The sequence below is a fragment of the Promicromonospora alba genome (genome assembly GCF_042654905.1).
GTDB lineage: Bacteria > Actinomycetota > Actinomycetes > Actinomycetales > Cellulomonadaceae > Promicromonospora > Promicromonospora alba.
In genome coordinates, this window is sequence record NZ_JBHSFI010000005.1 from 159,393 (window position 1) to 180,694 (window position 21,302).

At 71.9% G+C, this 21,302-nt stretch carries 12 protein-coding genes; 3 read left to right on the top strand and 9 right to left on the bottom strand.

Features of this window, described 5'->3' with window-relative positions:
• Positions 1–16 precede the first annotated feature (16 nt).
• From ACFO6V_RS15715 to ACFO6V_RS15725, 3 genes are read right to left on the bottom strand one after another with little or no spacing between them, the layout of a single operon-like run.
• A complete protein-coding gene (locus tag ACFO6V_RS15715; protein ID WP_377136790.1) occupies positions 17–1,915 on the bottom strand; it encodes an Ig-like domain-containing protein in 1,899 nt (632 codons plus the stop codon).
• Complete coding sequence (locus ACFO6V_RS15720; RefSeq protein WP_377136792.1) at positions 1,912–4,173, bottom strand: glycoside hydrolase family 127 protein; 2,262 nt, start codon at positions 4,171–4,173, stop codon at positions 1,912–1,914. Before ACFO6V_RS15720 ends, ACFO6V_RS15715 begins: the two co-directional genes overlap by 4 nt.
• Before the next feature lie 14 nt (positions 4,174–4,187).
• Positions 4,188–8,921, bottom strand: coding sequence for a galactose-binding domain-containing protein (locus ACFO6V_RS15725; RefSeq protein ID WP_377136794.1), 4,734 nt, complete (start codon positions 8,919–8,921; stop codon positions 4,188–4,190).
• Between the two features lie 332 nt (positions 8,922–9,253).
• On the opposite strand from ACFO6V_RS15725, the gene ACFO6V_RS15730 reads away from it, so the two are divergent.
• On the top strand, positions 9,254–12,409 hold the full coding sequence (locus ACFO6V_RS15730; protein WP_377136796.1) for a family 43 glycosylhydrolase: 3,156 nt from the start codon (positions 9,254–9,256) through the stop codon (positions 12,407–12,409).
• 293 nt (positions 12,410–12,702) lie between these two features.
• Here ACFO6V_RS15730 and ACFO6V_RS15735 read toward each other — a convergent pair whose 3' ends face one another.
• From ACFO6V_RS15735 to ACFO6V_RS15750, 4 genes are all read right to left on the bottom strand, one after another.
• Positions 12,703–14,658, bottom strand: a complete 1,956-nt coding sequence (locus ACFO6V_RS15735; RefSeq protein WP_377136798.1) for a glycoside hydrolase family 127 protein — start codon at positions 14,656–14,658, stop codon at positions 12,703–12,705.
• 49 nt (positions 14,659–14,707) lie between these two features.
• Entirely contained in the window at positions 14,708–15,601 is an 894-nt protein-coding gene (locus ACFO6V_RS15740) for a carbohydrate ABC transporter permease (protein WP_377136799.1), read from the bottom strand.
• A 1-nt stretch (position 15,602) separates the two neighbouring features.
• Positions 15,603–16,541, bottom strand: coding sequence for a carbohydrate ABC transporter permease (locus ACFO6V_RS15745; RefSeq protein WP_377136801.1), 939 nt, complete (start codon positions 16,539–16,541; stop codon positions 15,603–15,605).
• Between the two features lie 83 nt (positions 16,542–16,624).
• Positions 16,625–17,929 carry an ABC transporter substrate-binding protein gene (locus ACFO6V_RS15750; protein ID WP_377136803.1) on the bottom strand — a complete coding sequence of 435 codons (1,305 nt, stop codon included), beginning with the start codon at positions 17,927–17,929 and terminating at the stop codon, positions 16,625–16,627.
• A gap of 186 nt (positions 17,930–18,115) precedes the next feature.
• Between ACFO6V_RS15750 and ACFO6V_RS15755 the strand changes: the two genes are divergently transcribed.
• Positions 18,116–19,138, top strand: coding sequence for a LacI family DNA-binding transcriptional regulator (locus tag ACFO6V_RS15755; protein ID WP_377136805.1), 1,023 nt, complete (start codon positions 18,116–18,118; stop codon positions 19,136–19,138).
• Positions 19,139–19,151: 13 nt separating this feature from the next.
• Here the strand turns inward: ACFO6V_RS15755 and ACFO6V_RS15760 are convergent, their stop codons facing one another.
• Positions 19,152–19,730 carry a TetR/AcrR family transcriptional regulator gene (locus tag ACFO6V_RS15760; protein ID WP_377136807.1) on the bottom strand — a complete coding sequence of 193 codons (579 nt, stop codon included), beginning with the start codon at positions 19,728–19,730 and terminating at the stop codon, positions 19,152–19,154.
• Between the two features lie 73 nt (positions 19,731–19,803).
• On the opposite strand from ACFO6V_RS15760, the gene ACFO6V_RS15765 reads away from it, so the two are divergent.
• The gene (locus ACFO6V_RS15765; protein WP_377136808.1) at positions 19,804–20,211 is read left to right on the top strand and encodes a VOC family protein; all 408 of its coding nucleotides are present in this window, start codon (positions 19,804–19,806) and stop codon (positions 20,209–20,211) included.
• Positions 20,212–20,252: 41 nt separating this feature from the next.
• Here ACFO6V_RS15765 and ACFO6V_RS15770 read toward each other — a convergent pair whose 3' ends face one another.
• Positions 20,253–20,729: a DUF1801 domain-containing protein gene (locus ACFO6V_RS15770; RefSeq protein WP_377136810.1), complete on the bottom strand. Its 477-nt coding sequence runs from the start codon at positions 20,727–20,729 to the stop codon at positions 20,253–20,255.
• Between the last annotated feature and the right edge of the window lie 573 nt (positions 20,730–21,302).

The window sequence follows — 21,302 nt, forward strand, 5'->3', positions numbered from 1 at the left end:
TCTTCTTGGTGGTTGCTCAGGCACAGGACAGGGCCGCGAGCGCGAGGTCGTGCCGGACGGTGACCTCCTCGCCGCCGACGGTGCCCGTGGCGGTCACCGAAGCGGTGCCCTCGGGGACCGAGGCGACCCGAGTGGCGAACGACTGGTACGCGCTCGCCCCGGGCTTCACGCCGGCCACGTCGCGCGACCCGTGCTCGGTCGTCAGGACGACGTCGACGGGAATCTCCGAGCCGTTGGTCGCCCGCACCGCGACATGCACACGGCCCGCCACGCAGCGGGCGGAGGCCTCAGCGGTCACCGGCAGCTCGGCGCCGGCGGCGGGCAGCGTCAGCGACCTGCGCTCCTCCGGGTTGCCCGCGACGTCAGTGGCCGCGAACTCGATGACCTGCTCGGAGTCCGTGAGCGCCCGCGTGAACGGTCCGGTGTAGGTGCCCCAGAACGTCCCCGGGCCCTCCCACTGGATCCGGTCCACGCCGGAGCCGTCGCCGTCGTCGGCCGCGAGCGTGATCTCGACGCTCGAACCGAGGTTCTCGACGTTCGCGGTGGTCACGGGGGCGGTGGTGTCCACCCGCAGGTCCCGTTCCGCCTCGCCGACGTTGCCCGCGGCGTCCGTCGCGAGCACGCGCACGGTGTGCGTCCCGTCGTCGTCCAGGGTGAACGGCCCGGTGTACGGGGCCGGGTCGCCGCCGTCGATCACCACCTCGACGAGCGGGTCCGGGTCGCGGTTGTCGCTCGCCCGTACGGTGACGGTGACGGGCTGCACGAACCAGCCCGACGGCGCCGCCGCGGGCTCGGCAGTCAGGGTGACCGACGGCGGGGACGTGTCCTCCGCGGTGTCCGGCTCCAGGACGAACACGACGGCCTCGGCCGCCACGTCGGTGCCCTCGACCGCGCCCGCGACGAAGAACAGACCGCCGGCCTCCGCGTAGTCGCCGGCGGAGACGTCGTCCCAGGTGACCGGGATGCGGCTGTCCCGCGACCCGTCGTCGTACTCCGCGGTGACCGACGGCGGGAGCACCGGCTCGGTGCCCGCGACGGTGACCACGGCGACGTTGTCGATCGCGACGACGGGGCCGGGTTCGCCGTCGCGCACGTACACGGTGCCCGTGACGGGCTCCACCAGGTCGGGCGACGTGCCGGTGACCTCGAACGAGCCGGGTTCGGCGACGTCGTCGGCCGCGACAGGCGCCCAGGTCACCGGGACACGCACGACCCGCCCGTCCGCGTAGACGGCGTCGAGCTGCCCCGGCAGCTCGGGCAGCACGCCGACCGGGGTCGGGATGTGCACCGGCGTGTGGTCGATCGGGCCGAACGGGTCCTCCGGATCCGGATCGACGACGCCGCCGGTTCCCCAGACCTCCCACTCGGAGACCCCGACCGCCGAGTACGTGCTGTCCGCGCCGCCCGCGAGCGCCTGGAACGTCGCGCGCAGCCGGGTGGTCGAGACGGGTTCGAAGGTGGTCTCGTTGAGGCCCAGGCGGTCGGTCGGGAAGCCGCTCGCCCCGGGCAGGTCGGCGAACGCGCCGGTGGCCTGGTCCCAGTACTGGATGGTCCAGGAGCCGGGTACGCGCACGTTGTCGCCGTTGGGCTCCGTCCCGTCCGACCAGAACCGCAGGACCGACCGGTCGACCCGGACTGGCACCTCCCACGTGTACTCGAGCCACTGGGTCGCGGGGCGCGGGTCCTCGCCCCAGGTCGCCCAGGTGTCCTCGTGGGAGCCGCCGCTGCTGACGCCCCCGCCGTCGTTCACGGACGTGACGCGGTTCCAGGAGGCGGTGTAGCTCGCGGTCGGGGTGGCGAGGGTCGCGACGTTCGCGGGCTCGGCGGCCGCGGCCGGGCCGATGCCGGTCAGGGCGATGACCAGCGCACCGAGGACGGCGACGATTCGCCTCCCGGTCCTGTGTGTCGTGGTCATGCCATCCTCGCCTTCCCGGCGGTGAGCAGGACGCGCTGGGCGTCGCGCCGGCTGATCAGGCCCTCGGTGGTGAACCGTTCGGTGACCGCCTGGACATGAGCGAGGAAGTCCGCCCGGGTGGCGAACCCGCCGTCGGCCCAGACGGCGTCGAGCAGGGTGGTCCCGTCCGGGCGGGCGGCGTTCACCACCCCGCTGTCGAGGCCGGCGAACACGACGCGCGGCTCCGAGCGGCGCACGTACATGTGGTACGTCGTGTGGTCGCCCGACCACGCGGGTTCGAGGACGCGGTCCCCGAGCCGGAAGTACCCGTCGCCGGTGGCCTCGAACGCGCGCTCCAGGGTGCCGTCCAGGCCCATGTGGCCGTAGAGGGAGATGTCGAGGTAGCTCGTCGAGGGGTCGCGGACGAGCAGGACGGTCGGTCCCCACTCGATGCTCTGCACCGCCGGGTCGTCGATGGTCGGCACCGCCCGGACGCTGAACGGCATGTCGACGTCGACCACGTCGCCGGACGCCCAGGTGCGGGCGATGCTGACGTACGTGCCCGGGACCGCCTCCAGGTCCTGAACCACGTCGTTGACCCGGACCGTGAAGCCCTTGCGCACCCAGCCGGGCACCCGCAGCCGCAGGTCGAGCTCGCCGGAGCCCTCGAACGTCAGGCGGGTGGAACCGGCCTTCGGGTACTCCGTCTCCTGCACCACCCGGAGCCCGCGCTCGGGCCAGTCCAGCGTCGAGGCGAGGTAGAGGTTCACGTGCAGCGCCGTCCCGTCCGCCGACCGCAGGTACACGGTGTCGGCGTACTTGACGTGGTTCTCCAGTCCGGTGCCGCCGCAGCAGGTACCGGTGTTGCCGTACTCGCGGCGGGTGCCGGGGTTCACGCCGTACATGTAGGTGACGTCAGGGCTCGTGTCGGACCGCGTGTTCCGTTTGGAGCCCACTACGTGGTTGAGCAGGCCGCGCTCGTAGTACTCCAGGTACTTCGGGTCGAGCGTGTGCAGGTACAGCTGGCGGGACAGCTTGAGCATGTTGTACGTGCCACACGTCTCGGCGTTGCGTGCCCCGATGTCGCCCGCGACGGTTCCGGGCGGGCCGAACAGCTCGCCCTCCCCGTGGCCGCCGTGCGCGTACGTGCGGCCGGGTACGACCATTCCCCAGAACCCCGTGACGGCGTCGAGGTACCGCTGCTCCCCCGTCTGCTCGTACGCCTTGAGGTAGCCGGGGAACTGCGGGATATGCTGGTTGGCGTGCTTGCCGTTGAGGGTGTCGGTGCCCGCCGCGCAGGCGTCGACCAGCGGGGTCAGGTCGAACTTCCGGGCGGTCGCCAGGTACCGGTCCTCTCCGGTGATCGCCGCGAGGTCGCACAGCACCTCGTTCATGCCGCCGTACTCGCCGGCGATGTAGATGCCCCACATCCGCGTGAGCTGGTCGGCGGGCAGCGGGTCGAGCCGGCCGGAGACCCAGTCCGCCATGGGCGCCAGGATCTCCAGCGCCCGGTCGCTGTCCGCGAGCTGGTAGGCGTCCCGCAGCCCGGCCATGATCTTGTGGCACGTGTAGTAGGGCGCCCAGATCTCGCCGTACGGGGCGTACTTCTCGAGCTGGCTGAACTGCCACTCGCCGTAGGCGGCGAGGAAGCCAGGGTGCGTGAACCGGCCCATCGCGGCGAGCGCCGCCTGGACCTCGCCCAGCCCGGCCACCAGCTCGTCGACCTTGTCCTTGAACACCTGCTCGCCCGTCGAGGCCCACGCGAGCGAGAGCGCCGACAGGAAGTGGCCGCCGTAGTGGCCGCGCAGCAGGTTGGCGGTCTGGACGTTGGCCCGGCCGGGATAGTCGTCGGGTCCCCAGGGCTGCTCGTTCGCGTGGCCGAAGCCCTCCCAGCCGCCCGGCGGGTTGGCGCCCCGGGTGTCGAGGCCGGCGTTGCGGCGGAAGACCGCGAGCACCCGGTCGACCGGGTATACCCGCAGCAGGTGCAGGAGCTGGTCCTGCGACCGGGTGGCGACGCTCGGCGCGAGGGTCACGTCGGCGAGCGGAAACGGCGCGGCGAGCCAGCGGTCGGACGCCGCCGTCCGGTCCAGGAGCCGCAGGTAGCGGCGGGGCAGCCGCGCGACGGCGGCCGGTCCGGCCCCCGCCGGGGCGGCAGTAGCCGCCCCGGCGGGGAGCCCGAGGGCGACGACGCCCCCGGCGAAGCCGGCTGCTCCGAGGCGGAGCAGCGACCGGCGAGAGAACGCGGTGCTCCGCGGTGTGGTCTCGGGTTCGCTGTGCATGGTGCTCCCTTCCGTCAGCCGCACGTGAGCGCGGGGTACTCGACGCTGATCTCGGAGGTGGCCCCGGCGTCGTCGGACGCCGTGACCGTGACCGACCCGGCCGCGACCGCCGTCGAGCGCGTGACGAACGACTGGTAAGCCGCCGCGCCGGGGGCGACGCCGGTGAACTCCTTGGTGCCGTACGTGCTGGTGAGAGCGACGTCGATCGGGCCGTCCTCGTCGTTCACCGCCCGGACCGCGAGGGTCGCCCGCCCGGCCAGGCAGCGTGGTTCGGCGGTCGCGGTGACCACGGGCCCCTCGGCGGGGTCGCCGAGCACGGTGAGCGTGAGCGTGGTCTGCGTGGTCCCCGCCTCGCTCACGTAGTCGGGCAGCACGAGCTGCCCGGTGATGACGTGCACGCCCGGCCGCTGGACCACCACCTCGTCGAAGTCCCACTCGACGCCGATCGCCTGGTTGTCGCGGGACCCGTCGTTGTACGACACGGCCACGCGCGTGGGCAGGTGGGGCAGCTCGCCGACGTCGACGGTCCGTTCGAACTGCTCCGCGCCCTGGATGGCGATGCCGTCCTGGGCCGTCTCCGGCCGCACGTACACCTGGGCCTCGGCGATCAGGCCGTACTCCGAGTTGGTGCCGTAGACCGTGAACGGCTCGACGTTGGTCTCGGCCACCATCGCGGGCGTGATCTCCTGCCAGGTGAAGGGCAGGGTCCCGCGCGTGCCGCCCGAGTAGACGACGTCGAGCCCACCGGGCAGCTCCGGGACGACGCCGGTGGTGGTGCGCATGACCACGGGGCTCGCCACCGAGTCCACCGTGTCGCCGTTCACGCGCCAGCGCAGGACGCCGGTCCCGGCGCCGCCGGTCTGCACGCCCCAGACCCTGATGCGGAGCGCGCTGGCCTCCACGGGCTCGAACGCGAGGTGGTTGTAGGTGTTCTTGGCGAGCGCACCGCTGTACGTGGACCCGTCCGCGAGGGTGACCGGGCTCCAGGTGCTGCCGTCCGATGTGTACTCGACCGCGTACGTGTCGGCTCGCGGGGTGCGGACGCCGCCGTTGTCGTCGTACCAGTAGATGTCCGTGGAGCTGACCCGGACCGGGGCGTTCCACGCGTACCGGATCCAGGCGGCCGTTCCCACGCTGGTGCCGTTCTGCGCCTGGCCCCAGGTGCCCCAGCCGTTGCCCGCGCCGGGGGCCGAGCTCGCCGGCGTCGATTCAGCGTTGACACGCAGCGGGTTCTCCCACGGCGAGGCGCCGCTCGTCGTGATGGTGGCGAGCCGCCCGAACTCGGCGGACGTCTCGCGTTCGGCGAGGGTTACCGTGACGTCCCGGGTGGTGGTGAGCTCCCCGTCCGTCGCACGGAAGCGGAACACGTACTCCCCCGCGGCGGTGCCGGTCACCCGGGTGGTGAGCGCTGCGTCGTCGGCGAAGATCACGCCCGCGCCCTCAGGGGCCGAGACGGTCTCCCAGCCGTAGGTGAGCTCGCCGTCCTCCGGGATGCCGTCGTCGGTGGCAGTGGCCACCAGCAGGGTGGACAGGTTGCCGTCCGCGCTGTCGTCCGAGGTCGCTGTGACCGCCGGCGGGTCGTTCTCGACCGGCGGCACCTCCCGGCCCGAGTCGAACACCTGGACCTCGGAGATCGCCGTCCAGCGGCCTGGCGCATTGGTGAACGCCACCCGGACCCGGTCGGTGGTGGCGGTCGGGAACAGCGCCTCGTTCGTCTTGGGCCCGGGCACCTTGGGCGCCTTGGCCTGCCCCGGGACCGCCGTCCAGCCGCCGTCGCCGTCCGGCACCTGGACCGAGTAGCGCTGCGGCGGGGCGTACCCGGCGTCCTGCCGGTCGTCGACGAACCAGACCTTGACGTTGTCGACCGCCACCGGCTCGCCGAGATCGAGCTCCACGTGGCCGGTGTCGCCGTCGGTCCCGTAGTTGCCCCAGTAGGGCTCGTTCGCCGTGACGCCGTCGGTCACAGCGTCCAGGGACACGGGCCGCTCGGTCGTGGCGATGGCGCCGGGCGTGTAGTTCATCGAGCCGCTGGAGAAGCCAGGGGTGTGGAAGTTGCGCCACGGCGTCGGGCGGGCGCCCTCCTGGGTGGCGGACGAGCTGAGCGTCGCGCCCTCCGCGAGGTTGACGGCATCCCCGGTGAGGTCGATCCCCGCCGTCCTCAGGTACGACACGACACGCTCGTCCTCGATGGGGGTGTCCACCGCAGCGGGCAGGTCGGCGCCCTGGTCGGCGACGACGACGGCGCCGATGCCCGCGTCCGCGGAGACCACCTCGTTGGCGGCCGGGTCGTACACGAAGGAGCCGATGCGCTCCGCGGACGCCTTGCGGTCCCCGTCGACGAACAGCGAGTAGCCGGCGCCGAGGCCGTAGTGCGTGCCGTCCGGGTCCCAGACGACCGTGACGTCGTGGCCGTGGTACCGGAGGTTGTTCACCATGAAGTGCTCGTAGCCGAGGTCGATCGGCGAGAGCTCGATCATGTCGTCGGAACGGGGCTGGAGGCCGCCCATGTCCTCGACGAAGATGTAGCTCATGTTGCCGAGCATCACGTGGTTGGGGTTGTTGCGGTTGTAGGTCTGCGTCTGCGCGTTCCAGCCCGAGTAGTACTCGGCCTGGTTGGCGACGCGTGCGTCACCGTTCGGGTAGATGCTCCACGCCATCCAGTCGAGCAGCTTGGCCGCGTACTCCGGCGTGATGTAGCGCTGCTCGGGGTCGTAGTGCCGCAGCGCGGAGCGCACGCCCCGGTACTGGACAGTGAAGTTGATGTTCGAGAAGTTGTTGGAGCCGCCGATGGCGAACTTCGACCGGTCGTACTGGTTGGCCGTGTAGAACGGGAACACCGGGAAGTTGTCGCCGTAGCGCAGGAACCGGAACCCGTCGACGTACGTCTCCCACTCGTCCGCCGGGATCAGGTTCTGCGCGTAGACGTCGTAGAGGTTGGACTCCTTGGCGGGGATCAGGTCCCGCTCCGCCTCGGGCAGCGGGTTGGCGCTGCCGCCCGACGACGCCGCCGACGTCGCCCCGTGCGACGTGCCGGCGAGGAACATCTGCGTCGCCTCGCTCCAGAGGTTGTCGAGCACCGCCTGCTGGATGCGGTCCGCCTGGGCGGCCGTGCTCGTCACGCGCGCCGGGTCCGCGCCGGCGATCTCGTAGAGCTTGCTCGCGGCGTCGAACGCACCCCAGACGTACGCCGACTCGGGCCGCTCGATGGTGCGGGCGCCCGGGGCGCCGGCGTTGGCGCGGGGGTAGCCGAAGCTGATCGCGTCGGCGTCGTTGCCGGGCATGTAGTTGGTGTCGTAGGCGATCAGGCCGTCGTCGTTGCCGTCGTAGTGCTCGAGCTGGCCCACGCCGTCCTGCTCGAAGTAGCGGGCGAACCGCTCGGCGACGTCCGGTCCGCCGCCGTGCACGTTGTACGCCTCCAGCCCCGCCGTGCCGAGGTACTGGGAGTAGTGGTTGTTCCAGCTGGTGTGCCCCGGGCTGTCGAGGAAGGCCGACGACCCGGACAGCTCGCCGACGTTCAGGACCTGGCCGTACGCGAGGTACGGGTTGCGGATCCACTTGGTGTCCTGCAGGTGCATCGGCTGCGTGAGCACCACCGAGTTCTGGTACAGGTTCACGCCCTCGATGGTCGTCGGGTACTGGTAGACGTAGCCCGGCTCGTTCGCGTCCAGGCTGTTGTACCGCTCGCCCCACCACCGGTAGACGATCGCCTTCTCGACGGCCGGGTCGGGCACGTCGATGTACGGGATGTCGGCGGCCCAGCGCTCGTTGAACGCGGTGACGCCGGCCCGGAACGCCGCGCCGGGCGCCATGCCCGCGTAGTCGCGGAGCTGCTCCTCGCCGTCGGGCAGGGCGGCGGAGTACAGGGAGCCGACGACCGACAGGTCCACCGACCCGCCCGCCGGGACGGTCACCTCGCGGTCCAGGCTGGTGCCGTTGCGGGCGAAGCCCTCGGCCTTCAGGCCGACCGTCACGGTCGACCACGGGGTGTCGACCAGCCCGTTGTTCGCGCCGCTGGTCAGGGTGCGGGTGCCGGTCAGCTCGTCGGCGGCGTCCGCGGCGGCCCGGGCGATCGGCGACGCGGCGCGCACGGTGAACGTGACGGCGCTCGTGCCGGGGTTGGTGAAGGTGACCGCGGACAGCGCGGTGTTGTCGTAGGTGATCAGCTTGCGCAGGTCGGCGGTCACGCCGGTGGAGCCGATCGTGTACCGGGCCTTCGCGTGGCTCGGCGCGTTGAACCGGGCGGTGCCCACCTCGCTCACGGTCTGCCCCGGCACGGTGATCGTGTAGAAGTTCCCGAGGTCGTTCGGCCCGCCCGCGTAGGCGTTGCCCGCGAAGCCCATGGTGTTCCAGGCCGTCCCGCTCGCGCCCCGCAGGTAGAGCGTGCGGCCGCGGGTCTGGAGCACCGAGTTGCCCGCCGTCCCCGTCACGCCCAGCACCCGGTCGAGGTAGAAGTCGGTGCCACCGGCCGCGACGTCGGCGTCGAAGATCGACTGGTACATGCTGTCCGCGGTGAACGGGACGCCGGGGTCGAGCGCGGCGTCCACGGCGTCCAGGTTGCGGTACACCGGGTCGCCGATGTCCAGGGAGTCCGCGAGCCCGTCGGTGTAGACGCCGACGTCGGCCTCGTTCCCCGGCAGCACCGGCGAGGCCGCGTACGCGGTGGGCGGCAGCAGCGCCACGCTCCCGCACGCGACCAGCGCCGCCACGGCGGTAGCCGCTACCGCGCCCTTTCGTGTTCGTCCCGACATCACATGTCCTCTCCGTCGACGGCCAGGCAGTCGGACGGACGGTGGCCGCTCGGGCGGAGGCCGCGCATCGCTGCGCTCCCCACCCCGGCTCGCTTGCGTCCGCCAGGTGGTTCCGCCGGCTCGCTCGCCATCGAGGAGCCCGGCGCCGACCAGTGAAGCATCACCTCCGGGCCCCGGCAATGGTTTTCGGTGTTTTCGGTTGATGATCACCCTGATGGCGCATCTGCACGCCGAAAAAGACCGAAACCCATTGTTGAGGGCTCTCCGCTGTGCGATGGTCGGCGCGTCAGTGCGGCAGTGCCACGACGAGGTGCCACGACAGGAGAACGCGCATGAGACAGACACGCACAAGACAGATCGACGGGGGAAGACCGGTAGCGGCGGGAATCCTGGCAGCAGTGCTTGCCACGGGGTTCACGGTCCCCGCGGCCCCCGCGGCCCAGGCCGCCGAACAGGCCGCGGACCCCGTCAGCTTCACGAGCACGGAGAACCCGATCCTCGCCGACGGCAGCTACTACTCGGCGGACCCGGCCCCGCTGGTCGTCCCGGCGGGAGCACCGGGCAACGACACCGGCGCGGACCAGCTCTACGTCTACACGGGCCATGACGAGGCGGGCCCCACGCGCAACGACTTCATCATGAACGAGTGGGGCGCGCTCGTGACCGCTGACGTCGACGCCGGCCAGTGGACCCACCACCCGTCCCTGATGCGCCCGGAGGACGTCTTCTCATGGGCGACGCCGGGGCGCGCCTACGCGGGCGAGGTCCAGCAGGGCGTCGACGGCCGGTACTACTGGTACGTCCCCGTGCACGAGGCGGCGAGCCCGGCGGGCGACAAGTTCGGCATCGGCGTCGCCGTCTCCGACTCCCCCACCGGCCCCTGGACCGACCACGCGGGCGGGCCCATCGTCTCCCAGCGGCTCCCCACGCCCAACACCATCCACAACATCGACCCGACCGTGCTGGTGGACGGCACCGGCGACGCCCGTCGCGTCCACATGTACTGGGGCAGCTTCGGCAACCTGCGTCAGGTCGAGCTGGCGCAGGACATGAAGACGCCGGTCGACGGCGTCCGGACCGTCACGGGCCTCACGGGGTTCTTCGAGGCGCCCTGGCTCTTCGAGCGCAACGGCACCTACTACCTGGCGTACGCGGGAAACAACGCGGGCCCGACCAGCCAATGCACGCCCGCGAACTACCACGCGTGCATCGCGTACGCGACGGCGCCGTCGGCCGAGGGCCCGTGGACCTACCGGGGCACGGTGCTCCCGCCCGTCTCGTCGACCACCAGCCATCCCGGCATCGTCGAGCTGAACGGCGAGTGGTGGATCGCCTATCACACGGCCGACGCCGAGGGTGGCAACCACTTCCGGCGGTCGGTGGCCATCGACCGCGTCGAGTGGGACGACACGCAGAGCCCGCCGCGGATGCTCCCGGTGACGACCACGCCGGTCAGGGAGCCGGACCGCACGCCGCGCGCGAACGTCGCGCAGGAGGCGCGCGTCACCGTCTCGAACGATCCCGTGCCGACGCAGTACTGGGTCAAGGCGCTCAACGACGAGCTCGTGCGGCCCAACCCGCTGCCGCCGGACATGTGGGGCACCTGGACCGGGAACAACCCGCCCCAGCAGTGGGTGCAGTACACGTGGGACCAGCCCGTGCGCGTCTCCGGTTCGCAGATCAAGTTCTGGAACGACCAGCCGCAGGGCTCCGGCGTGGGTGTGGCCGCCCCGACGTCGTGGCGCATCCAGTACTGGGACGACGGCGCCTGGGCCGACGTACCAGGGGCCGACGGCTACCCGACCGGCACGTCGGGCTTCCAGCCGACGTCGTTCGACCCGGTGACCACCACACAGGTCCGGGCGGTCTTCGACGCGTCCACCAACGGCTCCACCTACTCGGGTATCGCCGTCGAGGAGTGGAAGGTGCTGGCTGAGCAGCCGGAGAGCGTGACGCCCGGGCGGATGACCGTCGAGGTCGGCGAGACCGAGCTGCCCGGCACCGTCGCCGCGACCTACCCGGGCGGGCACACCCTCCAGGTGCCCGCCTACTGGGACGCGCTCACGCCCGAGGACGTCGCCCAGCCGGGCGAGCTCACCGTTCAGGGCTCGATGCTCGGCTACGCCGCGGGACGGGTCACGGGGACGGTGACCGTCGTCGATCCCGCGGACACCTCCGGGGACGAGACACCTCCGGAGGTGGCGATCACCCCGATCGGCAGCGCCGGCACCGGCGGCTGGTTCCGCTCGGCGGTCCGCGCCCGGGTCTCCGGCACGGACGACGGCGGCGGGCGCGTGGTCCTCACCACGTCGGTCGACGACGCCGAGCCCGTGGTCACCGATCCCGTCCGGTACACCGACGTGGAGGTGACGGGCGACGGCGAGCACACGGTCAGGGCGACGGCGGCCGACCGCGCCGGAAACTCCTCGACGGAGGCCTCCCTCGATGTCCGCATCGACGGCACGCCGCCGCGCAGCACCGCCACGCTCGACGAGCGGACCCGGGCGGTCACGGTGACAGCTTCCGACGCAGCGTCCGGCGTCGCGCGCATCGAGGTAGCGGTGGACGGCGGCGGGTTCGAGCCGTACGACGGGCCGGTGACCGCCGGCGGCACCGACCGGCACGAGGTGCGCTACCGCGCCGTCGACCGGGCGGGCAATGCCGAAGCCGCTCGGACGATCAGCATCCCCGCCGATATCAGCGGGCCGCTCACCGGGAACGTCGCGGCCCTGGCGACGCCGACGGCGTCGTACACGGCGGGCTGGAACTCCGTGCTCGCGCTCAACGACGGGCTGGACCCCGCGAACCCGCCGCAGGCGCAGCTCTGGGGTACGTGGTCGGGCGACCATCCGGCCACCCAGTGGGTCCGGTACGACTGGCCCCGGCCGATCCGGCTCACCGCGGCCGAGATCAGGTTCTGGGCCGACCAGCCGCAGGGCACCGGCGTGGGCGTGGCCCCGCCCGACTCCTGGGAGCTGTCGTACTGGGACGAGACCGCGCAGGAGTGGGCGCCCGTACCCGACCCGTCGGCGGCCGGCACGAGCACCAGCCAGTTCAACCGGATGACGTTCGGGCCGGTCACGACCTCACGCCTGCGGGCGACGGTCCACGCGAACGGTGACGGCACGCAGTTCTCCGCGGTCGCCGCCACCGAGTGGCGGGTCATCGCCGACGACCCGGGCACCGGGCCGTCCGATCCCGCCGTGGCGGTCACGGCCGAGGCGCGGTGCCTGGCCGGCAGCGCGACGCTGGCCGTGCGCGCGGTGAACGACCACGACGGGCCGGTCGACGTCACGCTCACCACCCCGTACGGCACGCGCTCGATGACGGGCGTCGAGCCGGGCAGGGCCGCCTACCAGTCCTTCGCCACCCGGGCTGGGCAGGTCGACGCCGGGGCGGTCACAGTGCGGGTCACCGGTGACGTCGACGGCGAGCCCACGACCCGTGAGCTGGTGGCCTCGTACGCAGGGGTGAGCTGCGGACCTTGAGCGCGGGCTGCGCTGACCGTGCCGGCCGTGGGAACTGAGGGCGCGGGCGATTCGGTCAGGTGCCACGTCGCTCGCACGAGATCGGTCGGTTGCCACGAGATCGGTCGTTTGATTGACCGATCTCACGGCAACCGACCGATCTCGGCGAGGGAGCCGTGCAACCGACCGAACTCAGCAGGCCGCAGCCCACCCACCGCGCCAGCCCAGTGATCAGGCCCGGACTCGACAGGAGTTCGGGCCTGATCACTGGGCTGGCGAGCGAATGGTGCGCAGGGGGCCCGGCAGCGCCGGGGTCAGAGCGTCGGGAGCCAGACGCGCATCGTGGCCGGGCCGCGGTTGGCCCAGTCGTGGTACGGGACGAGCCGCACGTCGCGCAGGTCGGGGCGGGGACGCGGCACGACGGCGTCCGAGGCGGCGTACGGCCAACCGTTACCGTCGTCGCCGTCCCCATCGCGGCCGTCGGCGCCCGCGCCCAGCGAGCCCGCCCGGACGTACACCGTGCCGTCCACCTCCCACGGCGGGACCGAGGCGTCCACGACGACGTCGTCCACCCCGCGACCCGCCGGCAGGTCGACGGACTCGAGGCACAGCACCTCCGGGCCGCGCTGCACCGCCACACAACCCCGGACGGCGTCGATGTGCGGGTCCGGCACGACGAACCGCGGCACGGTGTCGAGCTCCAGCACCACCACGCCGCCGGCACCAGGCCCGGCGACCTGCACGGCGCCCGGACCCACCTCGCGGACCGCCCCGTCGTCCACCCGCACCCGGGCCGACGGCGACCAGGAGGGCACCCGCAGCGTCAGGGTCCAGCCGCTCGCCGGCGCCGCCCGCACACGCACCTCCACCCGGCCGTCCACCGGGTAGCCGGTCACGACGTCGAGGGCCACCTGCTCCCCGGACGGCAGCGTGGCCCGGATCTCGGCCGGCGCGTACTGGTGCAGCTGGACCCCGCCATCATCCACCGTGGCGACGTACGCGGCCAGGCTCGCGAACGTGCGCGCCACGTTGGGCGGGCAGCAGGAGACCTCGAACCACGGCGCCCGCAGGGACGCCTCGGCGCGCTTGCTCACCTCGTCGGTGGCGACGTCCTCGGCCGGGACCCGCTGGTGCAGGGTGTTCGCGTAGAAGAAGGACTGCCCGTCGTGGGCCGGCGAGGTCGCGATCACGTTGGTGAGCGCGCGCTCGATCGCGTCGGCGTACTCGGCGCCGCCGCGCGCCAGCAGCAACCGCCAGGACACCATGACCGAGCCCACGCTCGCGCACGTCTCGGAGTACGCGCGGTCCGGGGGCAGCACCCAGTCGTCGCCGAACGCCTCGTCCTGATGGTGCGAACCCTGCCCGCCGGTCAGGTACGTCCGGCGGGCCTGGGCACGCTGCCACTGCCCGGCAACGGCGTCGAGGAGCTTCTCGTCGCCGGTCTCGACCGCGACGTCGACGGCGCCGGCGGCCAGGTAGTTGGCCCGGACGGCGTGCCCGTGGAACACCTCGGTGTCGCGCACCGGGACGTCGTCCTGGTAGTAGGAGCGGCCGAACTCGATGTCGGCGAGGACGCCGTACCCGCGCCGGTCGAGGAACAGCGCAGCCTGCGCGAGATAGCGCGGCTCAGCGAGGGCGCGCCCGAGCTCGGCCAGGCCCACCTCGACCTCCGCGTGGCCGCAGATCCCCTGGTTGCCGTCCGGGCCGAACGTCGCGCACACGTGGTCGGCGCTGCGCCGCGCGACCTCGACCAGCAGGTCGCCGGGGCGGCCGGTGCGGGCCCGCGCGGCGGCCGCCTGGTAGAGGTGGCCCTGGCAGTAGAGCTCGTGCCCCCACTCCAGGTCGGTGTAGCGGGGCTCCTGACCGGGCCGACCGAACCTCGTGCCGACGTAGCCGTCCGGTTCCTGGGCGGCGGCGACCCTGCGCACCATCGCGCCGAACCGGTGCTCCAGGCCGGCGTCGGGCCGTCGGCCGAGCTCCCAGGCCATGGCCTCGAGCAGCTTGTACACCTCGGAGTCACTGAACTCCCTGCCGCGGCGGCCCTCCGCCAGCCCGCCGGTGACCGCGAGGTCGAAGTTCGCGAGCCAGCCCTCACGCTCGAGCCAGTGCTCGATGTGGGCGAGGGTGGCCGTGGCGTTCACCTCTTGGCGGCGGGCCCACGGGCCACCGGTGATGCGTACCTGGTCGAGGCCGAGTGGTTGGAGCCGCCCGGTCGAGGGTACGACTGGCGCGGGCGTGGCCGCGCCACGGTGTCCGGTCGGAAAGAGCATGCGGAGACCTCCGAGAGGGGTGGACGGGCGAACTGGGGGTACCGGACGGTCAGCCCTTGAGCGCCCCGGACATGAACCCGCGGACGTAGTGCCGCTGGAGCAGGAGGAAGAGGACGACGCACGGCAGCGCCATGACGACGACGCCGGCCTCGGTCGCTCCGTAGTCGACGATGCCCATGACCTGGGCCCGGAGGTTCGCTACGGCCAGCGGGAGCGGGATCTTGTCGGAGTCCGAGATGAGGATGAGCGGCGCGACGAAGTCGTTCCACGCCGCGAGGAACGCGAAGAGGCCGACGGTGATGACCCCGGGCTTCACGGCGGGCAGCAGCACGGTACGCAGCGCCCGGAACGACGAGCACCCGTCCACGAGCGCCGCCTCGTCGAGCTCGCGGGGGACGGCGTCGAAGGAGATCCGCATCATGAAGGTCGCGAACGGGAGCTGGAACACCGTCAGGACCAGCGACAGGCCGACCAACGTGTTCTGCAGCCCCACCGCGTTGAGCATCACGTAGAGCGGGATGAGCAGCGTCGCGTACGGGACCATGAGGATCGCGAGCGTCAGGAGGAACAGCGCGTCCCTCCCCGGGAACCGGAAGCGGGAGAACGCGTAGCCGCCCAGCACCGACGCCGTCAGCGTGAAGAGCACTGTCATGCCCGAGACGAGCGTGGAGTTGAGCAGGTACTGGGGCAGCCCCGCCTGGTACTCCATGAGGGTGACGTAGTTGCCGAGGCCCCAGCCGTCGACCTGGCTGCTGCCGGGCTGCGGCGCCACGGATGCGACGCCCGCCCACACCAGCGGGAAGACGAAGACGAGGGCGAGCGCCCCGGTGAGTACCCAGTACGGGGTCCGGAGGGCGATCCCGGCCAGCCGGGCCCGCGGTGCGCGCGGCCGACGGCGGAGCTGGGGGGCCGCGGCGGTCTTCGGAGGTGCGGTGGTGGTCATGTCAGTCCTCCTGGCTCGTACGCATCGCGCGCATCTGGGCCACGTTCACGACGACGAGCACGACCAGGACGACTATCGACAGCGCGGCGGCGACGCCGAGGTCGTTCTGGCCCTGGAAGGCCACGTTGTAGACGAGCTGGACGACCGTGAGCGTGCTGTTGTCCGGCCCGCCCTTGGTCAGGATGTAGAACTGGTCGAACGCCAGCAGCGAGCCGGTGACGCACAGGACGGTGCACAGCGCGAGCGACGGGCGCAGGAGCGGCAGGGTGACGCTCACGAAGGTCTGCCAGCGGTTCGCGCCGTCCATCCGGGCCGCCTCGATCACCTCGTGCGGGATGCCCTGGAGGCCCACCATGAGCAACAGCATGTAGAACCCGGCGAACCGCCAGACCACGAGGAACACCGTCGACCAGAGCGCGCTGTCCGGCGTCCCGAGGAACGTCACCGGGCCGTCGGCGAGACCGAGCCGCTGCAGGAGCGGCGAGAGCGGGCCGACCTGCGGCGAGTAGAGCGCGTAGAACAGCAGCGACGCGGAGGCGAGGCCGAGCGCGCTGGGCACCAGGATCGACGTGCGCAGCACCGCCGACCAGCGGCTCGACTCCTGCACGAGCAGCGCGAGGCCCAGCCCGAGACCGATGAGCAGCACCGTGGCGATCACCGTGTACTTCACCGTGAAGACCACCGAGTCCCAGAAGTACCGGTGCCCCAGGGCGTCCAGGTAGTTCTGCGGGGCGTTGATCCCCTGGTTCCCGGACAGCAGCGGCCAGTCGGAGAGCGACATCTGGCCGACGAGCAGGACGGGCAGGAGGAACAGGCCGACGACGAGCACCGCGGTCGGGGCCGCGTAGGCCCAGCCGTGCAGGGCTCGGCGGCGCGCGACGGCGACGATCGCCGGTCTCGTGGATCTGGCGGGTGGGCGGACTGAAGGCTTCGCGGGCACGGGGTGGCTCCTCGTTCACTTCGGCACGTGGTCCCGCCGCCCTCTGCGGCGCCGGGACCACGCAAGCTGACATCTGCGGGTGGCTACTGCCCCAGCACCGCGGTGATCTCCTCGTTGTCCGTCTCGACGGTGCCGCCCTCGCCGAACACCTCGTTGCGGACCAGCGTCACCCACGGGCTGCCAGGGGCGTTGAACGCCTGCTGGAAGTTGATCGCCAGCGGCGTGCGGCCCTGCGCCGCGACCTCGTTGACCGCCAGGACGCGCGGGTCCTTGGACGAGTACTCGTTCTCCGCGAGGTCCGCCCGCGAGACGACGTCGCCGTTCTTGGCGAGCACCTCGACCTGCGCCTCCTCCGACATGAGCCAGGACATGAAGTTCCAGGCCTGATCGGCGTTCTCGGAGTCCTTGGAGATGCCTATGCCGTCGCCGCCCACGAAGGTGGAGGCACCGCCGTCGGGCCCGGGGATCGGGGCCACGCCCACCTCGCCGAGCGCCTCGTCCGCCGTGGCGAGCATGGTGGCGGGGAACGGCATCACGCCTACCTCTCCCTCGAGGAACGGGCCGGTCCAGGTGGCTCCGGTCTCCTCCTTGGAGCCCTCGCCGACCGCGTCGGACTCGACGAGGTCGCGCCAGACGCCGTACACCTCCTGGGCGGCCTCGCCCGCGAGCAGCGACTCCGTGCCCTCGGCGTTCATCACGTCCTCGTCCCCGGCCCAGATCTGCGGGAACCACGTGAACACGAGGCAGCCGCCGCAGTTGCCGCCGAAGTAGGTGCCGTTGACGTTCCCGCCCAGCCCGTCGACCGCCTTGGCCTGGTCGGCGAACTCGGCGAGCGTCGTCGGCCCCTGCTCGGGGTCGAGGCCGGCCTGCTCGTAGAGGTCCTTGTTGTAGAACATGACCGACACGTCGAGCACGAACGGCAGGACGTGCTGGCGGCCGTCGAGCGTGCCGCCCTCGAGGTGGCCCTGGTTGATCTGGTCGGCGTGCTCCAGCTCGCCGACGGCGTCGGTGACGTCGGCGAAGAGGCCCTGCTGCACCCAGTTGGGCACGTACACGATGTCGGCGGCGAAGAGGTCGGGCAGACCGCCGCTGCCCGCTGCCGCGCCGACCTTCGCCACGTAGTCGTCGTTCGGCACGACGGTGAGCTCCACCTGGTTCTCGTGCGAGGCGTTGTACGCCTCGACCAGCAGGTTCGCCTGCTGCTCCAGCGGTGCGCGCGTCCAGAGCGTGAGCTCGGTGCCGTCGTCGACGCCCTCTGCCGAGACCTGCGCCTCCTGCGCGCCGCCGTTCCCTTCCGACGTGCCGCAGGCGGCGAGCGCCGTGCTCGCCAGGCCTGCCGCGATGACCGAGGCAACGAGCCTCGCGCTCGCTCTGCGGTGGGTAGCCATCATCCGTCTCCTTGACTTCGTCGTCACTCGGCTGGCCGGTGTGCGGGAGGAAGGCCCGCGCCGAAACCCGTCCGAAAAGGCTTTCTGTGACAGTAGACTGGGCGCCACATCGCGTCAAGGACGAACCTTCGTCACGTTTGTGTTACACCTTTTCGGTATGGTTCGACATCGAACTCAGGAGGAAGCATGGCCTCGGGCGAATCCCCGCGTACCGCCACACTGACCGACGTCGCCCGCCTCGCGGGGGTCTCGATCGCCACTGCCTCCAAGGCCATCAACGGCCGCGCGCAGGTGCGCGCCGAGACCCGCACGCGGGTGCTCGAGGCCGCCGAGCAGCTCTCGTTCGCGCCGAATGCCGTGGCACGCGGGCTGCTCCAGGGCCGGACGGGCACCGTCGGTCTGCTCACCTCCGACCTCGAGGGCCGCTTCTCGATCCCCGTGCTGATGGGCGCCGAGGACGCGTTCGGCGCCGGCCAGGTCTCCGTCTTCCTGTGCGACGCACGGGGCGACGCGATCCGGGAGCAGCACCACATCCGCGCGCTCCTGTCGCGCCGCGTCGAGGGGCTGATCGTCGTCGGCTCCCGGACCGATCCGCGCCCGCCGCTGACCGGCGACCTCCCCGTGCCCGTCGTCTACGCGTACGCGCCGTCGGAGAACCCGGCGGACATCTCGATCACCGCCGACAACGTCAGCGCGGGCGGGCTGGCGATCGACCACCTACTGGCCTGCGGGCGGCGCCGGATCGCGCACGTCACCGGCGACGCCTCCTACGCGGCGGCCCAGGACCGCGCGCGCGGCGCCGAGCGCGCGATGAAGGAGGCCGGGATGGAGCTCGTGGGCGGCCGGACGTTCTTCGGGTCGTGGAGCGAGGGCTGGGGCCGCGGCGTGGCGAGCATGATCCTCGACCAGTACCCGGACGTGGACGGCTTCTTCTGCGGCAGCGACCAGATCGCCCGGGGCGTGCTGGACTCGCTGCGCGAGTCGGGCAAGGACGTGCCACGCGCCATCTCCGTCATCGGGTTCGACGACTGGCAGGTGCTGACGACGAACACGCGGCCGCAGCTGACGAGCGTCGACATGAACCTCGAGCAGGTCGGCCGGCTCGCGGCGCGCCGGCTCTTCGAGGCGATCGAGGGCAAGGCAGCCGGCGGTATCGAGGAGCTGCCCTGCCGGATCGTGACGCGGGAGTCGTCGGTCCCGGTTCCCTGACTCCCCCGGCGCGTCAGTCGACGGCGGCGGCCAGCACCCTGTCGAGCACCTGGTGCGCGGCGTCCCGCGCCTCGGCGCCTCGCGGCTGCTGGGCGATCCAGAGCGCCGCCTCGTTCATGGCGCCGGACAGCTGGGCCGCCGTCGCGTCGAGCAGCGCGGCGGGGACGCCGACGTCGGCCAGGGCCTCGCGCAGGTGCACCACCGAGCTCTCCGCGTCGAGCCGGCGCCACTGCTCCCAGCCGAAGACGGCGGGGGCGTCGATGAGCAGGACACGCACCGCCGGGGCGGCGGTGATCGCGTCCAGGAACGCGTGACAGCCGGCGTTGAGCTGCGCCCGCTTGTCAGCGCCGGCGCTCTCGGCGGCCGCCACCACGGCCTGTGCGACCTCCGACTGGAGGTGCGCCGCAACGGCGCGGAAGAGTCCCGCCTTGCTCCCGTAGTGGTGGTAGACGGCGCCACGCGTGACGCCGGCCGCGCCGGCGACGTCGTCGAGCGAGACCGCGGCGAAGCCCCGGGCGGCGAGCAGTTCGGTGGCCGAGGCGAGGATCGCCTGAGCGGTCCGGGCGGCGTCGGCTGCTGAGGCGCGGGGCACGGGGCACTTCCTTTACGTACAGTGTGTATGTAACCTGGGACTTACATACACACTGTACTTAAAGGAGTCCCCGATGAATGTCACCGGCCTCTACCCGGTCCTCATGTCGCGAGACGTCGCCGTCGCCGCGGCCTTCTACCGCGACCTGCTCGGCTTCGAGATCACCTACGACTCCGACTGGTACGTCAGCCTGCGGCTCGGCGCGTTCGAGCTCGCCCTGGTCGCCCACGACCACCCCACGATCCCGGCGGGCTACCGCGCCCTGCCGCAGGGCGTCCTGGTCAACCTCGAGGTCGACGACGCCGACGCGGTCCACGCGCGCCTGACCGGACGCGCCGGGCTCGACCCGCTGCTGCCGCTGCGCGACGAGGACTTCGGGCAACGGCACTTCATCGTGGCCGCACCGGACGGCGTCCTGCTCGACGTCATCCAGCCGATCCCGCCCGCTGCCGAGTACGCGGACGCCTACGCCGAAGTGTGAGCCCGGGCGCAGGCGGCGCGTGGCGGAACGCGACTCCTGGCTCAGGCGGCGCCCGAGCCGCCGGCCGCCTGCCGGACGAGCTCGCCCAGCCGCTCCCAGGCAGGTTCGGACAGGTCTGCCAGCGCGTACGCCGTCGGCCAGAGGCCGTCCGCCGAGTCCAGCTGCGCCAGCGCACTGAACCCGAAGGTCGAGTAGCGCTCCTTGTCCAGCTGCCCGCTCCGGAAGAAGCAGACCACCTTGCCGCCGAGGGCGTAGCCGGGCTGCCCGTAGTACAGCTTCGGGGCGAGCTCGGGCGCCAACGTCGTCACTATCGCGTGCACCCGCTCGGCCATCTCCCGGTCACCGTCGGGCATCACGGCGATCTTGGCCAGGACGTCCGCCGCGTCGGCCGCGGCCTTCTCGGCCCCGCGCGCACGCTTCGCCTCGGTCTTCAGCTCCGCGGCGCGCGCCTTGATCGCCGCACGCTCCTGGGCGGAGAAGCCGTCCTCGTTCGCCTTCGTGGCAGCTGCGTCGGCCATCGGGAGTCCTCCTGGTGTGGGTGTCACCTGCACCTGCCAGGTTAGGTTTTCGCGCGGTGCGCGGCTTCTCGATTCCTGACCGGTACCTACGAGGTACGACAAAGGCCGCCGACCCGGTTGTTCACCAGGTCAGCGGCCTCCACCACCGAGGATCAGCCGGACTTGCGGCGGAACATGGGTGCTGCAAGTGTGTCATTTGCGTGTCATGCAGGCCCTGAGGCGGGCAACTGTGTCACGAACCGTGTCAGCCAACCGCCTCCGGCGACGAGCGCCAACGGCGCCAATTCTGTTCTGCTCACCGAGCTGAGAGTTCGCACTCTGGAACCGGACGATCAGTGCGCTGAATCCCCGGCGTCAAGACCTCGTCGATCGTCCCGACCGGGCCCGAGGATGCTGGGTTTCAGACGTTGAACTGTGCATACCGGTCCTGACCTAGAAGTTTGTCGTCGGCCGTGGGCCGTTGGGACTTGAGCCGGTTGGGGCCTCGAAATCGCCGGCAGGGCAGCCGACACGGCGAGTGACCCTCGCGGGACTCTTCGCCGATTCGCACGACGTCCGTCGTGCGAACGCTCA